At 71.4% G+C, this 16,221-nt stretch carries 15 protein-coding genes; 3 read left to right on the forward strand and 12 right to left on the reverse strand.

Going from position 1 to position 16,221, the window contains the following annotated elements:
* Positions 1-88: 88 nt before the first annotated feature.
* Genes ACNSN4_RS00805 through ACNSN4_RS00850 form a run of 10 tightly spaced genes read right to left on the reverse strand, consistent with a single transcriptional unit; the run spans position 89 to position 11,594 of the window.
* Positions 89-1,012 (reverse strand): NAD-dependent epimerase/dehydratase family protein, encoded by a 924-nt coding sequence (locus tag ACNSN4_RS00805; RefSeq protein WP_418283865.1) that lies wholly within the window; start codon positions 1,010-1,012, stop codon positions 89-91.
* On the reverse strand, positions 1,009-1,479 hold the full coding sequence (locus ACNSN4_RS00810) for a DUF5791 family protein (RefSeq protein WP_418283866.1): 471 nt from the start codon (positions 1,477-1,479) through the stop codon (positions 1,009-1,011). Before ACNSN4_RS00810 ends, ACNSN4_RS00805 begins: the two co-directional genes overlap by 4 nt.
* Before the next feature lie 51 nt (positions 1,480-1,530).
* Positions 1,531-4,806, reverse strand: coding sequence for a DUF7286 family protein (locus tag ACNSN4_RS00815; protein WP_418283867.1), 3,276 nt, complete (start codon positions 4,804-4,806; stop codon positions 1,531-1,533).
* Positions 4,800-5,663, reverse strand: a complete 864-nt coding sequence (locus ACNSN4_RS00820; RefSeq protein ID WP_418283868.1) for a DUF7284 family protein — start codon at positions 5,661-5,663, stop codon at positions 4,800-4,802. Before ACNSN4_RS00820 ends, ACNSN4_RS00815 begins: the two co-directional genes overlap by 7 nt.
* Complete coding sequence (locus tag ACNSN4_RS00825) at positions 5,660-6,082, reverse strand: DUF7285 family protein (protein WP_418283869.1); 423 nt, start codon at positions 6,080-6,082, stop codon at positions 5,660-5,662. The genes ACNSN4_RS00820 and ACNSN4_RS00825 overlap by 4 nt, the downstream gene beginning before the upstream one ends.
* On the reverse strand, positions 6,063-6,557 hold the full coding sequence (locus ACNSN4_RS00830) for a DUF7283 family protein (protein ID WP_418283870.1): 495 nt from the start codon (positions 6,555-6,557) through the stop codon (positions 6,063-6,065). The genes ACNSN4_RS00825 and ACNSN4_RS00830 overlap by 20 nt, the downstream gene beginning before the upstream one ends.
* A 46-nt stretch (positions 6,558-6,603) precedes the next feature.
* Positions 6,604-8,433: a type II secretion system protein gene (locus tag ACNSN4_RS00835; protein ID WP_418283871.1), complete on the reverse strand. Its 1,830-nt coding sequence runs from the start codon at positions 8,431-8,433 to the stop codon at positions 6,604-6,606.
* Positions 8,430-10,376, reverse strand: a complete 1,947-nt coding sequence (locus ACNSN4_RS00840; protein ID WP_418283872.1) for an ATPase, T2SS/T4P/T4SS family — start codon at positions 10,374-10,376, stop codon at positions 8,430-8,432. The genes ACNSN4_RS00835 and ACNSN4_RS00840 overlap by 4 nt, the downstream gene beginning before the upstream one ends.
* Before the next feature lie 51 nt (positions 10,377-10,427).
* Positions 10,428-10,928, reverse strand: a complete 501-nt coding sequence (locus tag ACNSN4_RS00845; RefSeq protein WP_418283873.1) for a DUF7311 family protein — start codon at positions 10,926-10,928, stop codon at positions 10,428-10,430.
* A 27-nt stretch (positions 10,929-10,955) separates the two neighbouring features.
* Positions 10,956-11,594: a DUF7310 family coiled-coil domain-containing protein gene (locus tag ACNSN4_RS00850; RefSeq protein ID WP_418283874.1), complete on the reverse strand. Its 639-nt coding sequence runs from the start codon at positions 11,592-11,594 to the stop codon at positions 10,956-10,958.
* A 73-nt stretch (positions 11,595-11,667) separates the two neighbouring features.
* On the opposite strand from ACNSN4_RS00850, the gene ACNSN4_RS00855 reads away from it, so the two are divergent.
* Positions 11,668-12,747 carry a tubulin/FtsZ family protein gene (locus ACNSN4_RS00855; RefSeq protein ID WP_418283875.1) on the forward strand — a complete coding sequence of 360 codons (1,080 nt, stop codon included), beginning with the start codon at positions 11,668-11,670 and terminating at the stop codon, positions 12,745-12,747.
* 85 nt (positions 12,748-12,832) lie between these two features.
* Positions 12,833-13,567, forward strand: coding sequence for a phosphoglycerol geranylgeranyltransferase (locus ACNSN4_RS00860; RefSeq protein WP_418283876.1), 735 nt, complete (start codon positions 12,833-12,835; stop codon positions 13,565-13,567).
* Between the two features lie 34 nt (positions 13,568-13,601).
* On the opposite strand, the gene ACNSN4_RS00865 is transcribed toward ACNSN4_RS00860, so the two are convergent.
* The gene (locus ACNSN4_RS00865; protein WP_418283877.1) at positions 13,602-14,246 is read right to left on the reverse strand and encodes a riboflavin synthase; all 645 of its coding nucleotides are present in this window, start codon (positions 14,244-14,246) and stop codon (positions 13,602-13,604) included.
* A gap of 136 nt (positions 14,247-14,382) precedes the next feature.
* Between ACNSN4_RS00865 and ACNSN4_RS00870 the strand changes: the two genes are divergently transcribed.
* The gene (locus ACNSN4_RS00870; RefSeq protein WP_418283878.1) at positions 14,383-14,697 is read left to right on the forward strand and encodes a DUF7533 family protein; all 315 of its coding nucleotides are present in this window, start codon (positions 14,383-14,385) and stop codon (positions 14,695-14,697) included.
* 135 nt (positions 14,698-14,832) lie between these two features.
* On the opposite strand, the gene ACNSN4_RS00875 is transcribed toward ACNSN4_RS00870, so the two are convergent.
* Positions 14,833-16,203: a M24 family metallopeptidase gene (locus tag ACNSN4_RS00875; RefSeq protein WP_418284343.1), complete on the reverse strand. Its 1,371-nt coding sequence runs from the start codon at positions 16,201-16,203 to the stop codon at positions 14,833-14,835.
* Between the last annotated feature and the right edge of the window lie 18 nt (positions 16,204-16,221).

Raw genomic sequence — 16,221 nt, forward strand, 5'->3', positions numbered from 1 at the left:
ACTTCTATCTCACTTCCCCCTGGCACATGAAGCTTCGTCACCGTTCTAATCTGCCCAAATCGACGTCCTCAAACCGTGAACGAGCCGTTTATCTGTTTGACGAGCGGAACCCTCGCACTGCGTCTCGGTATCCCTCTCGGAAGGTCGGATAGGCGAACTCGTACCCGAGCGCGCGGAGCCGGTCGTTCGAACACCGCTTGCTCGTTCGGATCCGTCGCTCGGCGGCCGCAGAGAGGTCGCCCTCGGCGATACGGTCGCGCTTCGACCGCTTCTCGGGCCGCGGCACGCCGCACTCGTCAGCGAGCCAGTCAGCGAACGCGTGTTTGTCGACCGGCTCGTCGTCGACGACGACAACCGACTCACCGCGTCCGCGGTCCGATTCGAGGAGGAATCGAATCGCGCCCGCCGCGTCGTCGCGGTGCACCATGTTGAGGTACCCGGCGGTGACCGGGCCGTCGAGGTAGCGGTCGAGCCGGTACCGGCCCGGGCCGTACAGCCCGGCGAAGCGCGCGACGCTTCCGTCTATCTCGGCCTCGGCCGCCGCCTCGATCGCGAGCCGCTCGGCCTCGGCGAGGACACGCGTCTTCTCGGTCGTCGGCTCGATCGGTGTCCCCTCGTCGACCCACGCGCCGCCGTGATCGCCGTAGACGCCGGTCGACGACGTGTACACGAGTCGGTCCGGCGGCGACGCCCGCGAACCGTACTCCTCGATCACGTTTCCGAGCCCGTCCACGTACACATCGCGAGCGGCCGCCGCTCCCCGCCCGCCCGAACTGGCGGCGAACACGACGGCGCGCGCGTCGGGGAGGGCTCCGAGCGACTCGGGGTCGGTCGCATCCGCTCGCACCGCGTTCACGGACCCCTCGGTTCCGTCGACAGCGTCTCCGACCGCCTCGATCGCATCGAGTCCACCGTCCGATCGCCTGACTCCGGTCACCTCGTGACCGCGTTCAGCGAGCTGGGCGGCGAGTTCGAGGCCGACGTAGCCGCAGCCGACGATAACGACGTTCATCGCTTCCGTCGTTCGATAACCGCCATGATCTCGGCGAGCTGTCCGAGCGTCATCGCCGTGCGGCCCTCAAGCGCCTGCTGAACTTCCTGACCGGTGAGGTCCGCGTCGATCGACGCCGCGATCGTATCGACGTCGAGGACCGCGGTCGCCATGCCGATGAGGAGGTGATCGCGGAGCTCGGCGACGACGCCGTCCGGGTCGCGGTCCGCCGTCAGCGCGAGCACCGCCGCTCCGTCCGTGACAGTCAACTCCGCCATGCCGCCGTTCACCGCGGCTTTCACGTCTCTCTCGCTCAGGCTCGTCTCCTCGGTGATGCGGTCGCGTCCGGCGTCGCTCGCCGCCTCTCGCACCATCGCCTCGAAGGACGCGAGCAAGGCCGCCGCGGTCACCGCGTCGTCCGTCTCTTCGGTGGCGGTCTCGTCGCCGCGTCCGTCGTCGTTTCTGTCGTCGACGACCTCGTGAAACATGGTCGTCCTCGGTCGTCGCACCGCAAAACGGCTGCGGTCGATTCGGACCCCTCACTCCGTCTCCGCGAAACAATCACCTACCGACCCGCTCGTCGATAGCGCGCCCGGACACGGCCACCCGGGAGAGGTCTCGTCGCGAGTCCCGTCCACGTCCCCGACGCCCGGCGGTCCGGCGGGCACGGCGACGACCACCACCGTCTCGGTCTCGAACTGAACGGGATCCGTCGTTCCGAGCCGTACCCTCTCCCCGTCGGGTCCGTCACCGCCGACGTCGACGGTCACCGTCCCCGTTTGCCGGACGTACTCGAACTCCTCGCCGGGCGGGCCGACGTCAGCGGTCAGCGAAAACCGCGGATACTCGCCGCGGACCTGCACGCGCCACGCGTTCACCGTTGCCACCCAGTAGCCGGGGACTGGCGCGACCGGCAGTCCGGCACCGACCGCCCGGACCGGCTTCGGCGCCCACCGCTTCGCCGCCGCGCCGCTCACCTCGGCGGCGCCGTCCTCGACGGCGCCCTCCATGCGATCTCTGAGTAACATCCGCGCCCCGCTCGTCGGTGCGTCGACGAACCGAGTCGGCACGCGCACCGCGTCGCGACCGGCCGCGCTTCGCGTCGCGACGCGAAGGTGGGCGGCGAGCGACGCCTCTTCCGCCGTCGATAGCGATCCGACGGCGGCGGCCTCGGCGGCGACGCGCTCGGGATAGGAGCCGTCGCCGACGGCGACCGCACGCTCCCCGGGCGAACTGTAGCCCGCGGCCGCCGCGCCGAGCGCCCGACGCCGCTGATCGCCCGAGAGCGACGTTCGATCGGCGATGGCTGCTTCGAGGTCGCGATCGACGGCTCGTAGCGACCGGTCGACCTGCGCCGCGAGCACGTCTCGGTCCGCCCGCAGATCGGGGTCGTCGTCCGCCGCCAGCGCATCGTCGACCAGCAGGAGCGCCCGCCCGGCCGTGCCGACGCGGACGGTGTCTTCGGTCCCCAAAATCCGATCGGCGATCCCGCTCGACACCTCGCCGTACGGCACGGTGACGTAGTTCACGTTGCGAACCGCGAGCGGGCGGGTCGTGGTTCCGTTCACGCCCTCGACGGCAGCCCCGTCGACGGCCGTCCGCGGGAGGTACCCGGGTGAGCCCCTCGGCGCGAACGTCACTGCACCCCCCGGGCCATCGGGGGCGACGGTGTGGGTTCCGGGGTCACGAGCGGCCTCTCTGCTGGCGATCGCGTCGCCGACGGACGGGCCGTCGAAGGCGTCGTTCACTCGGTCGAGAAACTCGTCCGTCGCCGTGTCTCTGTCGCCCGCGGCGGCCTCCAGCTCATCGATGACGGCGCTCACGTACGCGTCGCGCGCAGCGACCCGGGCCCGGTCCGTGGCACCGTCGTAGGTCCGCGGCGCGCCGACGAGTTCTTCCTGTCGGTCGCGGAGGGTATCTGCGAGGTCGGCGTACGGCGTCGCGTCGCCGACGGCGGCGTCCGCCATCGGCTCGTCGGTCTCGATCTCGCGCACGTCCGCCGCGAGCGCGGCGACGTCGGCGGCGATACGATCCGTCTCGGTGTCGGAGCGGTCGCCGTTCACGGTCGTCGACCGACTGACGTCGCCGCCCCGGACCGCGTCGCGAGCGAGCCGATCGACCTCGGTTCGCGTGTCGACGCCGAGATCGGACCGAGCCACCGCCGGCGTGTCTCGGAGGTCCGGCCCGTCAGCCGTGCTTCCAGCCCCGAACGTCGCCGCGGGACGATCCGGTGCGCGGTCGGTCGGGGCGTGATGCCCGTTGACGGCGACTCGGACGCGGTAGCGATCGGTCGTCCTGTCGCGCGTCGTCGTCCGATGGACGGTGGTGTTGACCACGGTCCCGTTCTCGTCCCGTTCGACGACCTCCCGCCTCCACTCCGCGGTCACGGATCGCCGCACCGTCACCGCTCGCACCGCGTCTCCGAACGAGACGCGTTCGCCGGGCGAGACGGTTCCGGTGGGTACCCCTGTCGGGACGTCGCTCCCGGAAACCGCCGTGATCCGCTCCGCGCGCGAGACGTCGGCTCGCTCCCAAGCTGCACTCGATGCGGAGCCGGGAACCGGCGGGCTGAGGCGCCCGCCGTCCCGGACCGTGGCCGTCGACGTACGGACGGTCGCCTCGACCCGATACGCACCCTCCACGATCGCCGTGAGGTCGTCGTGAATCCGCGCGGCACCGACGTCGGCGGCGTGACCGATCGGAACCGTGGTTTCCTCGTCCGTCCGGTCGGTTTCGGGCTCGAACGCGCCGCTCTCGTCGCTTTCGGCGTCGCTTTCGGCGTCGCGATCGGTCGCGCTCGCTTCCCCGCCGTGAGGTTGGCCCTCGGTCGGCGTCGGCGCGTCGAGAACGGTATCGGTCCACGACGACTCGTCGACCCCGGTCGGTTCGAGGAGGTCGGTGATCCCGGTTCGGGCCGTCGCGCGCGCAATGCCGCCGCGGGCGTCCGGGTCGCTCGTTCCGAACACGTCCCGCTGGGTGCGGACGATCCCCGCGTTCGTCGACAGCTCGACGTGCCGGTTCGCGAGGACGTTCTCGACCGGCGCGCCCGCGTACTGCGCGTACCCGCGCGCCCACGTCATCGGATAGAGACTCGCCGTGATCTGCCGCCCCAACCCCGCGCCCTCGGTCGGTCCCCGATCGAGTCGCGTCTCGAACCGCTCCGTCCGCTCGTGAGCCGCGAGCGTCGGGACGGCGACCACCACGGTTCGGCTCTCGGTCCGTTCGGTGACGACTCGGCCGTTGCGGGTCGCGGTCGTCTCGACGTCCTCGAAGGTCACTCGCGTCGCCGTCCCGTTTGCGGCCGGTTCGACGTGTACGCGTTCGCGGGCGGGCCGCAGGGCGCTCGCGTTCTCGACCGGCGGAAGCGACGCCCTCGCGGAGACGTCGCCGACCTCCGTCTCGATCGGACCCAGCGCCTCGGCGCCGGCGATCGCGAGCCGAATCCGAAGCGCGTCCTCGAAGGCGGAGCCGTCCCGGACCGCGTCGGCCTCGGGGCCACTCCCTCGCGGGGCCGTCGTCACCGGCTCCGCCGCGGCGTCGTACGCCGCCTCGCGAGCGGCGCTCCGGAGCGCCGCCGTTGCGTCCGCGTCGACGCGATCGACGGCCCGCTCGACGCTCCGATCCTCGCTCACGAGCCCCTGCTGTGCGATTCCGGCGGCGTAGGCGGAGCTGGTCACGAGCAGTAGGACGCCGATCAGCGCGAAGGGGATTCGCGCCCGATCGTCACCGACGAAGTTCCTGCGGCGATCGCTCCGTTCCGTTGTCGGTCTGTTCGCACCCTTCGATCTCCGCGAACGACTCCCCACGATCACCACCTCCTGACGACGACGCGCATGGCCTCCACTGACCCCGATCCGCTCGGTATCGGATGGGTGAGCACGGCCGTCGTGGTGTCGGCGTTTCGCGGCGGGCTCCCTCCGAGACCGAGTTCGGTCTGCCTGGCCTCGTCCTCCGTTGCGTCGTCGTACTCGTCGTCGACAGTCCCGCTCTCGCGCGTTTCGCCCGTCGCGAGCGCCGGTCGCAGCTCCGCGCCCCACGAGCGTCCGGTCGCCGTGGTCGGCCACGACGGCGTCTCGGTATCACTCGACAGCTTCCACGGACCTCCCGTCTCGCCCCCCGTACCGGTCGAGCCCACCGCTCTCGACACATCGGTCCGACCGTCCGCACCATCCGTGTCGTCGGGGTCGTCGGCCCCGTCGTAGTCGACCGCCTCGTCCGCCGCTGACGATGCTCCCGATTCGTCCGAGCGCTGTCCGTCGAACAGTTCGACTCTTCCGGCACCTTCCGACGCGCTCGTCCCAGTCGAGTTGGCGCCGTTTGGTGCGCCGATCGTCAGCACGTCCAGCCGCGTCCGCGGTCCGAGTCCCTCGATGATCGCAGACCGCGCTCGCGAGCCGAACGCCGCCGTCGCTTCGCCGTCGCCCGCCCCCGGTTCGGTCGTGTCGACGAGCATCGCCAGCAGCTCGGCCCGAGTGGCGTGAACGGTCTGCGTGTCGGCCGTCGACTCCGGAGCGTCGTAGGTGACTGTCACGGTCTCGGTCGCGATGCGATCGGCCGCATCGGCGGCGGTCATCCCGCCGCTCCCGACGCCTCCGCCGGTCGCTCCGAGCGCGACGACGCTCGCGGAGACGCAAAGCAACAGCACGGTCACGTCCAGTACGGTGCTCGTCATCGACGGACCACCACGCGCAGCGTTCCCCGGACGTTCCGTCCCGGGCCGACACGAACCGTCACGGGCCGTTCTGCGACTGCGACGGATCCGGACGTCAGGGAGTCTCCCGCGGGCGCGGTCTCGCCGGAATCGACTCGCCACCCCTCGCCGTCCGCCCGCACCTCGACAGCGGCGCCGGTGCGAAACTCGACGTCGCTCAGTAGCGTCGGCTCGACGACGCCGCCTGCCGTCACAGTCGGCTCGATCCGTTCGAGAGTTGCTTCCGCGGTCGGTCGCTCGGACTCCGGGGCCGCGTCGTCGAGGGCGACCGTGTACAGTCCGAGGGCCGCGCCGACCGCTAACACAGCGACGAGCGCCGCGACCGGCTCGACGGCTGCGCGGTCGTCCGCACCGACGCCCTCAGCCGACGAGGGTGACACGAACGCCTCCGTAGTGGACCTGTCGGACGGTGAGTCGGTCCGGTGCCGGTCGCCAGCCCTGCTCGACCGCTCTGGCCTCCCCTGCCGCTGTGGCGAGCGCGTCGGGGTCATCGAACGCGGCGGCTGGCGGGACACCGTCTAACACACGGCGGAGCCGGACGTCGCGGCGGGTGCCGTCACCGGCACGCTCCGAGGGGATCGGCGTGATCCGCGGCGCGTGAAGCGCCGCGCTCGCGGTCCCGCCGCCTCCGTCCAGCGCGACTGACCCGCCGGTGAGGCGAATTCGGTCCGCCGCGAGGCCGTGCTCTGCGGTCGCGGGATGATCCCCGTCGGCGACGGTGTCGATCGTGTGTGCGACGCCTGCGGCGTCCGGCGGCGGCGAAGCCGGAAGCGTGGCGGCGACGCCCGCGGTCGCGACGCTCACCAACGCGAGCCCGAGCCAGGCGTACGTGGCGTCGAGGTGAGTCTCGAACATAGGGCGGCTGGCCGCGGCTTCATATATAAACGATCGGCGTCGCTCCCTACAGGAACAGACCCGCGCCGACGAACGCCACGAGGTACGTCACGGTCGCTGTCGGGAGTGCAATACCGACGCAGTAGGCGACGAGCGTCCCGTCGAATCCGCGCTCCAGTCCGGTCGCCAACGCGGTGAGAAGCGCCGCGAGGATCACCACGTACGCGCCCACGATACGCCCGAGCACCGGCACCGAAAGCGGACCGCCCGCGCCGGACCCGCCCGTGTCCCGGCCCGTCGCTCCCGCCGCTCCGCTCCCCGTTTCACCCGTCGCGCTCCCACCGCCCCCGCCGAAGCCGAACGCGTCGGCACCGGCCGTTGCACCCGCACCGACGTCACCGGCCCCGACGGTATCGATTCCCGTCGCCAGCGCGACGGTCGCGCCGCCGACCAGCGGAGCGAACACGGCCGCGGTGTTGCTCAGCGTCCCCGTCACCGTCGCGAGCTGTCGTCGGGCGTCGCTTTCGAGCTCTCGGAGTTCCTCGAGCTGGTCCGCGAGTTCGAGGAGCACGTCGCCGGCGGGGCGTCCCTCCCGAGCGGCGACCGAGAGCAGGGCGACCGCGCCGCGAACCCGCGGTGACGGCACGGGGACGGCGGGACCGCCTCGTCCGAGAAACGCCTCGCGAACGCCGACGCGCAGCGTGTCGCTCCGGCGGCCGGCGCGCTCAAACACCTCCCCCGTCGCGTCGTCGAGGCGATCCCCCGCGTTTGCGACGGCGGTTTCGACGGCGACGCCCTCCGCTACGTCGCCGCCGATCACGGTCATCGCGTCCGGAAGTCCCCGTTCGACCGACCGGACCCGCGAGAGGACCGCGCGCCGCGGTCGAGCCGCCACGAACAGTGCTACCCCCGACCCGACGCCGACGCAGGCCACCGGCGCGGCCCACCCCGCCACGACCCGCCCGGCGAGGATAGCGGCGAGCAATCCGGCGACGAGACCAAGGCCGGGCGCGTGCCACTTCCGATTCGGTACGTCCCGATGGTCGCTGTCGATCGACGGCGGCGCGAACGCGACCGGGCGGCGCGAGAGCAGCCACGCCGACGCCGCGAGCAATCCAATCGGTAGGACGACGAGGTACAGCGCCGTAACGATCCCCGGCCCGATCGGAACGCCTGAAGCGGCGGCCGCCGGCAGCAGCGCGATCAACGCGAGCGGCAGGAGCACTCCGAACGCGTACAGCGCGGAAACGGGGGCGCGAACCTCGCCGACGAACGCCGCGAGGCGCTCGGTCGTTCCGGCGATCGTCGTGTCGAGCGCGCGATCGAGACAGCGCCCGCGGCGCTCCGGCGGCGCGGCCGCCGCGGTTCGAACGAGGGCGGCGGCCCGGTCGATCGCGGGGAACCACGGCTGCCACTCGCGGGCGAACGACCGAAGCCCGCTCGTCGGCGCGTCGGCGCTGCCCCGCTCGTGGCGTGCGAGCCCCTCCGCGAGGGGACCGTTTCCGGTCCGCGCGGCGAACTGGACGGCGCGCTCCGTCGAGGGGTCGAGCCGCATTCGCAACACGAGCCGCCCGACCAGTCCGGGGGCGGCGCCGAGCGCCCGGGTCCGCCGGAGCGCGGCGAGCCACACCGGTCCTCGGTGGATCGCGTGGGTGGCGACCAGTCCGGCTGCAAGCCCGCTCAACAATCCCGGAACCGGACCGACGAGAAGTGCGAGACCGACGGCGGCGACCAGCCCCACACCGATCCCGGCCCGGTTGCCGACCTCGATCACGCGGTCGGCGGACGATTCCCAGCCGAGAAACGCGATCGCCCGACGGAGCTCCGCGGACCCGTGCGTGTCGCCGTCGGCCGAATGGCCGCCACGATCCGGCGAGCCACCGGTGGACGCCGTCATCGCTGCGCCTCGCCGTCAACGACTACCCGGTCCGGACGCTCGGCACCCACGTATCGCTCGGGATCGATTCGTCCGCTCTCCGCCGCGTCGCGAATTTGCTCCGCCCGCGTCCCGATAACGCTCCTGACCGCGGCGTACGACTCGTCGGGGGCTGCGAGGGAGCCGACGAGCCTGCTTTCGCCCCGATCGATCCGCCCAGTTGCGACCAGCCCGTCGCCCGTCCGCTCGTACAGCGGGTCGAACGTTACTACGTCTCCGCGTCCCGTGACCTCCGCGATCGTGTCCACGCGGTGGTCGTCGAGCACGACGATCAGGTCGGTCGCGGCGAACGCCGACGGGGAGACGCCGAGATCGGTGACGACCCGCTCGCGCACCGCGGTCGGGCTCTCGCCGTGGATGGTCCCCAGCACGGTCTCGCCCGTCGCTCCCACGCGCATCGCCTCGTAGAGGGCCTGCGCCTCCTCTCCGCGCACCTCGCCGACGACGATCGCGCCGCCGCCGAGTCGGAGCGCGGTTCGGACGGCCTCGCTCGGGGCGAGTTCGGCACCCGTCCCAACCCGGAGTCGTTGCGTGTCGCGACCGGCCTCGGCGAGCGCGTCGGCGGGTAGCTCCGGAGTGTCTTCGATCAGAATGGATCGCACCTCGGCCGGCAGCTCCCAGAGGAGCGAGCCGAGGGCGGTCGTCTTCCCGGCACCGCGCCCGCCGGCGACGAGCCCGGTCACGCCTCGCTCGACGGCGACCGAGAGGAGCCCGGCGGCCGACGGGGTGAGCGTCCCGCTGTCGACGAGTCGCGCGAGCGTCCACGCGTCCGGATCGCCGCGGCGGAAGCTAAAGGAGAGGCCGTCGCTGGCCGGGTCGGTCGTCGCGGCGACCCGGACGCGACCCGCCTCCGCGTCGAGGCTCGCGTCGAGGGTCGGGCTCGCCCGGGAGAAACCCCGACCGCTCGTCCGGCGCAGCCGCGAGGCCAGCGTCGCCGCGCCCGCCGGTGGCAGCCTGACGTTCGTGCGGCAGCGCTCGCCGTCGACGACCACTCGGAGCGGGTTCGCCGTGACCGGCGCGGACAGCGTGGCGTCGCTCACGCGGTCGTCGGCGAACACGTGCTCGAACGCGCCGTAGCCGTGCGTGTGTCGCCGGAGAATGTCGATCAGCGTGGAAACCGGATCACCCTCGGCGGCCACTTGGCGCACGGCTCGACCGGGCGCGCGGTCGCCGCCGGTCGGGTCGTCGAGGAGCCGGTCCTTGGCGGCGGCGAGCCGTTCGATCGCGTCGTCGTCGAGTCGGGCGGCGGGCGGAGTGAGGTGATACGTCCGGAGCGGGTCGTCGCCGTCGTACAGCCGCACCGCCGCGCCCGTGTCGGTCTCCCACCGATCGGCGAGCGCCGCCCCGGACGGGGGCTCTGACGCGATCCGCGCGGCCGCGATCGTGGGGCCAGCGTGCGCCCGAACGACCTCCTCGACCGCCGCCGCTCCCTCCGCGGCCGCTGCCAGCCCGGTCTCCGCGGCGAGTCGACTCGGTGCTCCGGCGCGACCGATCGCCTCGCGCGCCGCCGCGACCGGCTCTCGGGCGACCCGATCCGCGAGCCGCGCCTCGTGGAATCCGACGCGCTCGCGGAACCGTCCGGCAGCGACCAGACACGCCGCCGCTCGACCGGAGTACGCCCGCTCTCGCCCGCGGTGCCGGGTTCGGATCACGTCCGCGTCGCGCTCCGCGAGCGCCGTGACGACGGTTTCGAGACAGTCCGGACTCGTCGCGAGGTCGCCGCGTCCGGGACAGCCGTCCGCGTCGACCGCGAGCACGACGCGGTCGTCGACGCCGGTCCCGACGGGCTCTTCGAACGACGGCTCGCAGTCACAGCCGCCCTCCTCGCCGCCGACCCACGGGAGCGACCGCAGCGAGACCTCGTCGCCGCCGACCGCGACGAACGAGGGGAGATCGAAGCTCATGGCGACCGTGGCCGCGGTATCACTTATAAACTCTCACTACACCTGCTGCGCTCATCCGACACGCGCGATCTTCACGGTCGGGTCGCCGTCGTCGACGAAGCGGAACGCCACCCGGCTCTCCCCGCTCGTTCGGAGTTCGAGCGGGCCGCCGTCGACGTCGACGCTCGCGCCGAGCGTCCTCGGGACGACGGAAACGGACCGTTCCGGGCCACCGTCGATCCGGTACCGAAGAACGACGCCGTCTCCGGGTTCGCCGCCTTCGTCGACGAACTCTTCTTCGCCGCCGCGGTCGCTGTCTGCGAGCGCGAGCCGATCGATCCGCGCCGCGGTGACCCCTCGCGGCGCCCGCACGGTCGCCGTCGTCCGCGCGGCGAGCGCTCGATCCCTCACGGCGACGGAGCCCGAGACGACCCCGGCGATCGCCCGTTCGACGCGGTCGGCCTCCGCATCCAGTTGCTCCGCGGTGGTGGCGGTCCGAGCGCTCTCCAGTGCGGGCATCGACGCGGCGAGCAGCGCGACGGCCACGAGGACGGTGAGAACGACGCGGATCACGGCGTCGCCACCGCGATTTGACGGCGCTTACAGCGATTCACGGAGTCGATCGAGCGCGTCGGTCCCCCACGATTCGCCGCCTCCGTCCTCCTCGCACCCGACACTGTCGCTGTCTGCATCGACAGAACTGGACGGTACGGCGGCGTCGAGAGCGGATTCGCTCGGTACGGCGCCGCCGTCAGTAGCGTCCCCGCGGTTGCGATCGTCGTGTCGGTCGTGACTGCCGTGGTCGTCGTGGCCCGCCGCTATCCGGTCGTCGACCTCTTCCCGACCTGCGGCTCTCCCGTCTCCGCCGCCGCTCGCCCGAGCGAGCGCGAGATCCGCCCGGCGCTCGACCTCGCGGTTGACCGCTCTGATCGATCCCGCGTATCCGCGCAACGCCTGCGTCGCCGCCTCCAGCTCCTCGACCCGCGATTCGAGGTCGTCGAGCCGCTCGGCGAGGGCGTCGCGCTCGGCCGCCGCCGCCGCCGCTTCGTCGCCGATGTCGGCGACGGTTGCGTCGGATCCGGTGAGCGCGCGTTCGACCGCCGACAGCCGTTCCTCGAACTGGCGTGCTCCGCGCGACGACTCTCCCGTCCCGGCCGAGCCGGTTGCATCGGTTGCACCGGTTGTACCGATTGTACCGCCGTGACTCGACGGCTCGGCGTGGTCGATGTCGTTCGACATGCGCCGACTGGCCGCGGTTCCGTACTTAAACCTCGGGGGAAGGTATTATCATCCGATCCGACGGTGTACAACTATGAAGGCGGTCCTCCTCGGCGTCGGACAGGCGGGCGGGAAGCTGACGACCGCGCTCGCCGAATTCGACGCCGACGCCGGCTACGGTGCGGTGCTCGACGCGCTCGCGGTGAACACGGCGTCGACCGATCTCGACCCGCTCCCGCTCGACGCGGTCCTCGTCGGTCAGTCGCGGGTGAACGGCCACGGTGTCGGCGGCGACAACGAACTCGGGGCCGAAGTGATGGACGAAGACGCGATCGAGGTGTTGGACGCGCTCGCGTCGAAGGTGACCGCCGACGTCGAGGCGCTGTTCGTCGTCGCCGGTCTCGGCGGCGGCACCGGCTCCGGCGGCGGCCCCGTGCTCGTCCGGGAACTGAGTCGCGTGTACGACATCCCCGTGTACGCGCTCGGCGTGCTCCCCGGCCGCGACGAGGGAGCGATGTACCAGGTGAACGCCGGACGGTCGCTGAAGACGCTGGTCCGCGAGGCCGACGCGACGATCCTGCTCGACAACGACGCGTGGCGCTCCTCGGGCGAGTCAGTCGAGGGGGGTTACGCCGCGATCAACGAGTCGATGGCGAAGCGGGTCGGGCTCCTCCTGGCCGCCGGCGAGTCGGTAGGGGGCGTCGCCGAGTCGGTCGTCGACACGAGCGAGGTCATCAACACGCTGCGCGCTGGCGGAATGGCCGCGGTCGGTTTCGCGTCCGCTCCCGCCGCCGAGAACCCCGAAGAGAACGTCACGACGGTGATGAGCACCGTCCGAAGCGCGGTGATGACGGGCATGTCGCTGCCGAACGCGACCGACGCCGACGCCGCGCTCGTCGCGGTCGCCGGCGACCCCGAGCGAATTTCTCGGAAGGGCGCGGAGAAGGCGCGGACGTGGCTCCAAGAGGAGACGGGCTCGATGCAGGTCCGCGGCGGAGACTTCCCGCTCGACTCGGACCGGCTCGCCGCGCTCGTCATCCTCGTGGGCGTCGAACGCTCTCGGCGGGTGGAGGAGTTCCTCGAACGCGCACGGCAGGCGGTCCGTGACGAACCGGAGGAACGGACGGACCCCGCGTCGGCGTTCCGGAACGACGAGCTCGAAGACCTGCTCTGAGGCCCGTTGGTGTGGGTGAGCCGCGTCGTCTGCTCGCGAGACAGGTTCCGCACCTTTTTGGTTCCCGCCGGTGGAGTCGTTTCCGATGAGTAACCCGTGGGACGACTGGGACCACGTGCTGAAGGTCGATCCCGACAAGGAGCTGTTGGACGGCGAGACCTTCGAGGACGTGTGCCGGACCGGGACCGACGCGATCGAAATCGGCGGGACCCTCGACATCACCGCGGAGAAGATGACGCGCGTGATCGACGCCGCGGCCGAGTACGACGTGCCCCTGTATCAGGAGCCGTCGAACCCCGGCGTCGTCATCGACTCGCCGTCGCTCGACGGCTACCTGATCCCGACCGTGTTCAACGCCGGCGGCCCCTTCTGGATCACCGGCGCGCACAAGGAGTGGGTCCGTATCGACGACCTCGACTGGGACCGCACGCACACCGAGGCGTACATCGTGTTAAACCCGGACGCCGCGGTCGCGGAGCTGACGGACGCGAACTGCGACCTCGCCGCGGACGACGTCGAGGCGTACGCGAAGGTCGCCGAGCGGATGTTCGGCCAGGAGATCGTGTATATCGAGTACTCGGGCATGTTCGGAGACACGGAGAAGGTCGCGGCCGCGCACGACGCGCTCGACGACGCCACCCTCTTTTACGGCGGCGGTATCCACGACTACGAGTCGGCGAACGAGATGGCCGCCCACAGCGACGTGATCGTCGTCGGCGACCTCCTCCACGACGAGGGCGTCGATGCCGTGCGAGAGACGGTCCGGGGCGCGAAGGACGCGAATGACGCGAATGACGTAAAAGACGCAAAAGACGCCTGAGTCGGACGTCTACGGCGCGCGTCTGACTCCGGGCTCAGTACCCGTCGACCATGTTTTCGACGTACTTCGCGATCACGTCGACCTCTAGGTGGACCGGGTCGCCGACCGCCTTCTCCGAGAGCGTCGTCAGCTCGTAGGTCGTCGGGATGATGGCGACGTCGAAGGCCCCGTCGCCCTTCTCGGCGACGGTCAGCGAGACGCCGTCGAGGGTCACGGAGCCCTTGTCGACGAGATATTGGCCGTGACCTTCCGGGATGGCGAAGCCGAACCGCCAGTCCTCGCCGACTTGCGTTATCTCCGTCACCTCGGCGACGGTGTCGACGTGTCCCTGCACGACGTGGCCGTCGAACCGGCCGTCGGCGGGCATCGCGCGTTCGAGGTTGACCGCGTCGCCCTCGCGGAGGTCACCGAGGTACGTCTTCGCGACCGTCTCGCTCGCGAGGAACACTTCGAACCAGTCGCCGCTCGCCTCCGGCGCTGATCCTCCCGCGGCTCCGTGCGCGTCCTCGGTCCCGTACGCCTCGACGGTCAGACAGACGCCGCTGACGCTTATCGACTGCCCGTGGTGGAGGTCGTCGAATCCCTCGACCCCGTCGGCTCCGACCCGCAGCCGGAGGCCGTCCTCGGTCTCGGTCCGCGACCGGACCGCGCCGGTTCCCTCGACGATGCCGGTGAACATACTCGGACTGGGGACGGGCGACGGATAGCCGTTCTGGGTTCTGACGGTCGGCCCGAGCGATTCCCGGTACGACAACGCGGGCCCGTGCCCGTCCGTTCCTGTACCCTTATCCGCGACGGGCTCGTACGCGTCTCGTATGAGACTCGGGCTGACGGACATGATCGGGTTGGCGGCGTCGCTGATCTTCGCCATCCCGCTCGGGAACTTCGCCCTCATCAGGCTCCTCGCTGGCGAGGTCGCACTCGGCGTCGGGCTGCTCGTCGTCGCGGCCGCGATGGTGATCCTCCCGCAGTACTTCCTCGACCCCGGTCGGATCGTCCGCGGACTGCTCTCCGGGCTGCTCCCGCGGCAGCTTCGCGGCGACCCCTCGGAGGGCGAGTCGTCTACGACTGAGTCGTCTGCCGCCGAGCCGTCTGCCGTCGCGTCGGCGGACGACGCGCCTGATAAGTAACTGCCTCGCACGCCCGGTTCAGCGTCGTCCGTCCGTCTCGCTGTCGCGTCTCCGGGTCACGGAGAGTCGAGGAGAACGCCTCGCGCTTTAGCCCGGGGACGAATCCGACACTACGGATGAATCCGACACTACCCTTCACCGCTCGCGCGGCACGATCTCGAAGGGATACGTCGCGAGAATGTCGTACCCGTCGTCGGTGACCACGACCAGGTCCTCCAGCCGCACGCCGCCTATCTCGGGATCGTAGACCCCGGGTTCGACCGTGACGACGTGGCCGGGTCGGAGCTCGGTCCCGCTCGACAGCGACGGCGACTCGTGGAGGCTCACGCCCACGCCGTGACCGGTACCGTGGGTGAACCCCGCCTCTCCTTCTTCGGCGTTCGGGTCGAACCCGTACGCGGCCAGTTCGGCCGCCGCCTCGCCGTGGACGGTCGCGGCCGTGACGCCCGGCTCGATCTCCTCGAGCGCGGCCTCGCGGGCCGCCTCGACGGCGACGTACGCCCGGCGCTCCCAGCCGCCGTCGCCGTCGACGACGAAGGTCCGGGTCATGTCGCCGTAGTACCCGTCCGGCCCGCGCGGCGAGATATCGATCAGTACGGTCTCACCCGGTCGGATCGGGTCGTCGCCGACGCAGTGGAGGTCGGCCGCCGACGGTCCGGTCCCGATCACCGTGTTACCGGCGTCACGGACGCCCTCGCGGGCCAGCACCGCGTTCACCTCGCGACGGAGTCGTTCGGTCGTCAACGCCTCGCCGTTCCGGCGGAGGGGCGGGCGATCGCCCGCCTCGTCCGATTCGGTGTCGTCCCCGCTCTCGCCCTTCGCCAGCACGGCCTCGGCCCGGCGCATCCCCGCGACGGTCGCGCGCTGAACCCGTCGCAGTCGATCGACCTCGGCGTCGGTCTTGCGAGACCTGGCCCTCGCAACCGCGTCCGTCGAGACGAGGCTGTTGCCGGCGCGTTCGAGGTAGACGGCGGCGTCGTGCGGGATCGACGCCGGAACGAGAACGGTTCGGTCGGTGTCGTCGTCGCCGAGCCGGTTCGTGTCATCGCCGCCGAGCAGGTCGTTGACGACCGCGGCCGCGCGCTCGCCGGCGTGGTCGCCGACGTTCCCCGTTCGCACCTCGCGGACGACCCCGTCGCGGAACGCCGCCGGTCCCGCCGCGCGCTCGTCGGTCCCGGCGGCCGCGACGAACTCCCGTTCGGCCTGTCCGGCGAACAGCGACGGGGCACAGAGCACGGCTCGCGGTCCCGTCTCCTCACCGGCGCCCGTGCTGGCGGGGACGACGACGAGCGCGTACGCTCGATCGGGACCGGAAAAGCGCGTGAGATACCGGATATCGTCGTCGAAGCCGTCGCCGATCGCGACGAACGCGTCCGCCTCTGTGCCCGCGTCTGTCTCTGCACCCGCGCCCGCACTCACATCCGTCTCTGTAACTGCCTCGACGACGGGATTCAGGTCGGTTCGGAGGGGGCTGAGCGCGTCGGCTGCGGTCGAATCGAACTCCATCGCGTCGTCGCCCTCGTC

The sequence above is a fragment of the Halorubrum marinum genome (assembly GCF_048381195.1).
Classification (GTDB): domain Archaea; phylum Halobacteriota; class Halobacteria; order Halobacteriales; family Haloferacaceae; genus Halorubrum.

Bases quoted from the DNA above. Each gene is read 5' to 3' on its own strand.
- ACNSN4_RS00860 (WP_418283876.1), top strand. From the start codon at position 12,833: ATGAGTAACCCGTGGGACGACTGGGACCACGTGCTGAAGGTCGATCCC.
- ACNSN4_RS00820 (WP_418283868.1), bottom strand. From the start codon at position 5,663: ATGACGAGCACCGTACTGGACGTGACCGTGCTGTTGCTTTGCGTCTCC.
- ACNSN4_RS00865 (WP_418283877.1), bottom strand. From the start codon at position 14,246: ATGTTCACCGGCATCGTCGAGGGAACCGGCGCGGTCCGGTCGCGGACC.
- ACNSN4_RS00870 (WP_418283878.1), top strand. From the start codon at position 14,383: ATGAGACTCGGGCTGACGGACATGATCGGGTTGGCGGCGTCGCTGATC.
- ACNSN4_RS00810 (WP_418283866.1), bottom strand. From the start codon at position 1,479: ATGTTTCACGAGGTCGTCGACGACAGAAACGACGACGGACGCGGCGAC.
- ACNSN4_RS00805 (WP_418283865.1), bottom strand. From the start codon at position 1,012: ATGAACGTCGTTATCGTCGGCTGCGGCTACGTCGGCCTCGAACTCGCC.
- ACNSN4_RS00875 (WP_418284343.1), bottom strand. From the start codon at position 16,203: ATGGAGTTCGATTCGACCGCAGCCGACGCGCTCAGCCCCCTCCGAACC.
- ACNSN4_RS00855 (WP_418283875.1), top strand. From the start codon at position 11,668: ATGAAGGCGGTCCTCCTCGGCGTCGGACAGGCGGGCGGGAAGCTGACG.
- ACNSN4_RS00835 (WP_418283871.1), bottom strand. From the start codon at position 8,433: ATGACGGCGTCCACCGGTGGCTCGCCGGATCGTGGCGGCCATTCGGCC.
- ACNSN4_RS00830 (WP_418283870.1), bottom strand. From the start codon at position 6,557: ATGTTCGAGACTCACCTCGACGCCACGTACGCCTGGCTCGGGCTCGCG.
- ACNSN4_RS00850 (WP_418283874.1), bottom strand. From the start codon at position 11,594: ATGTCGAACGACATCGACCACGCCGAGCCGTCGAGTCACGGCGGTACA.
- ACNSN4_RS00840 (WP_418283872.1), bottom strand. From the start codon at position 10,376: ATGAGCTTCGATCTCCCCTCGTTCGTCGCGGTCGGCGGCGACGAGGTC.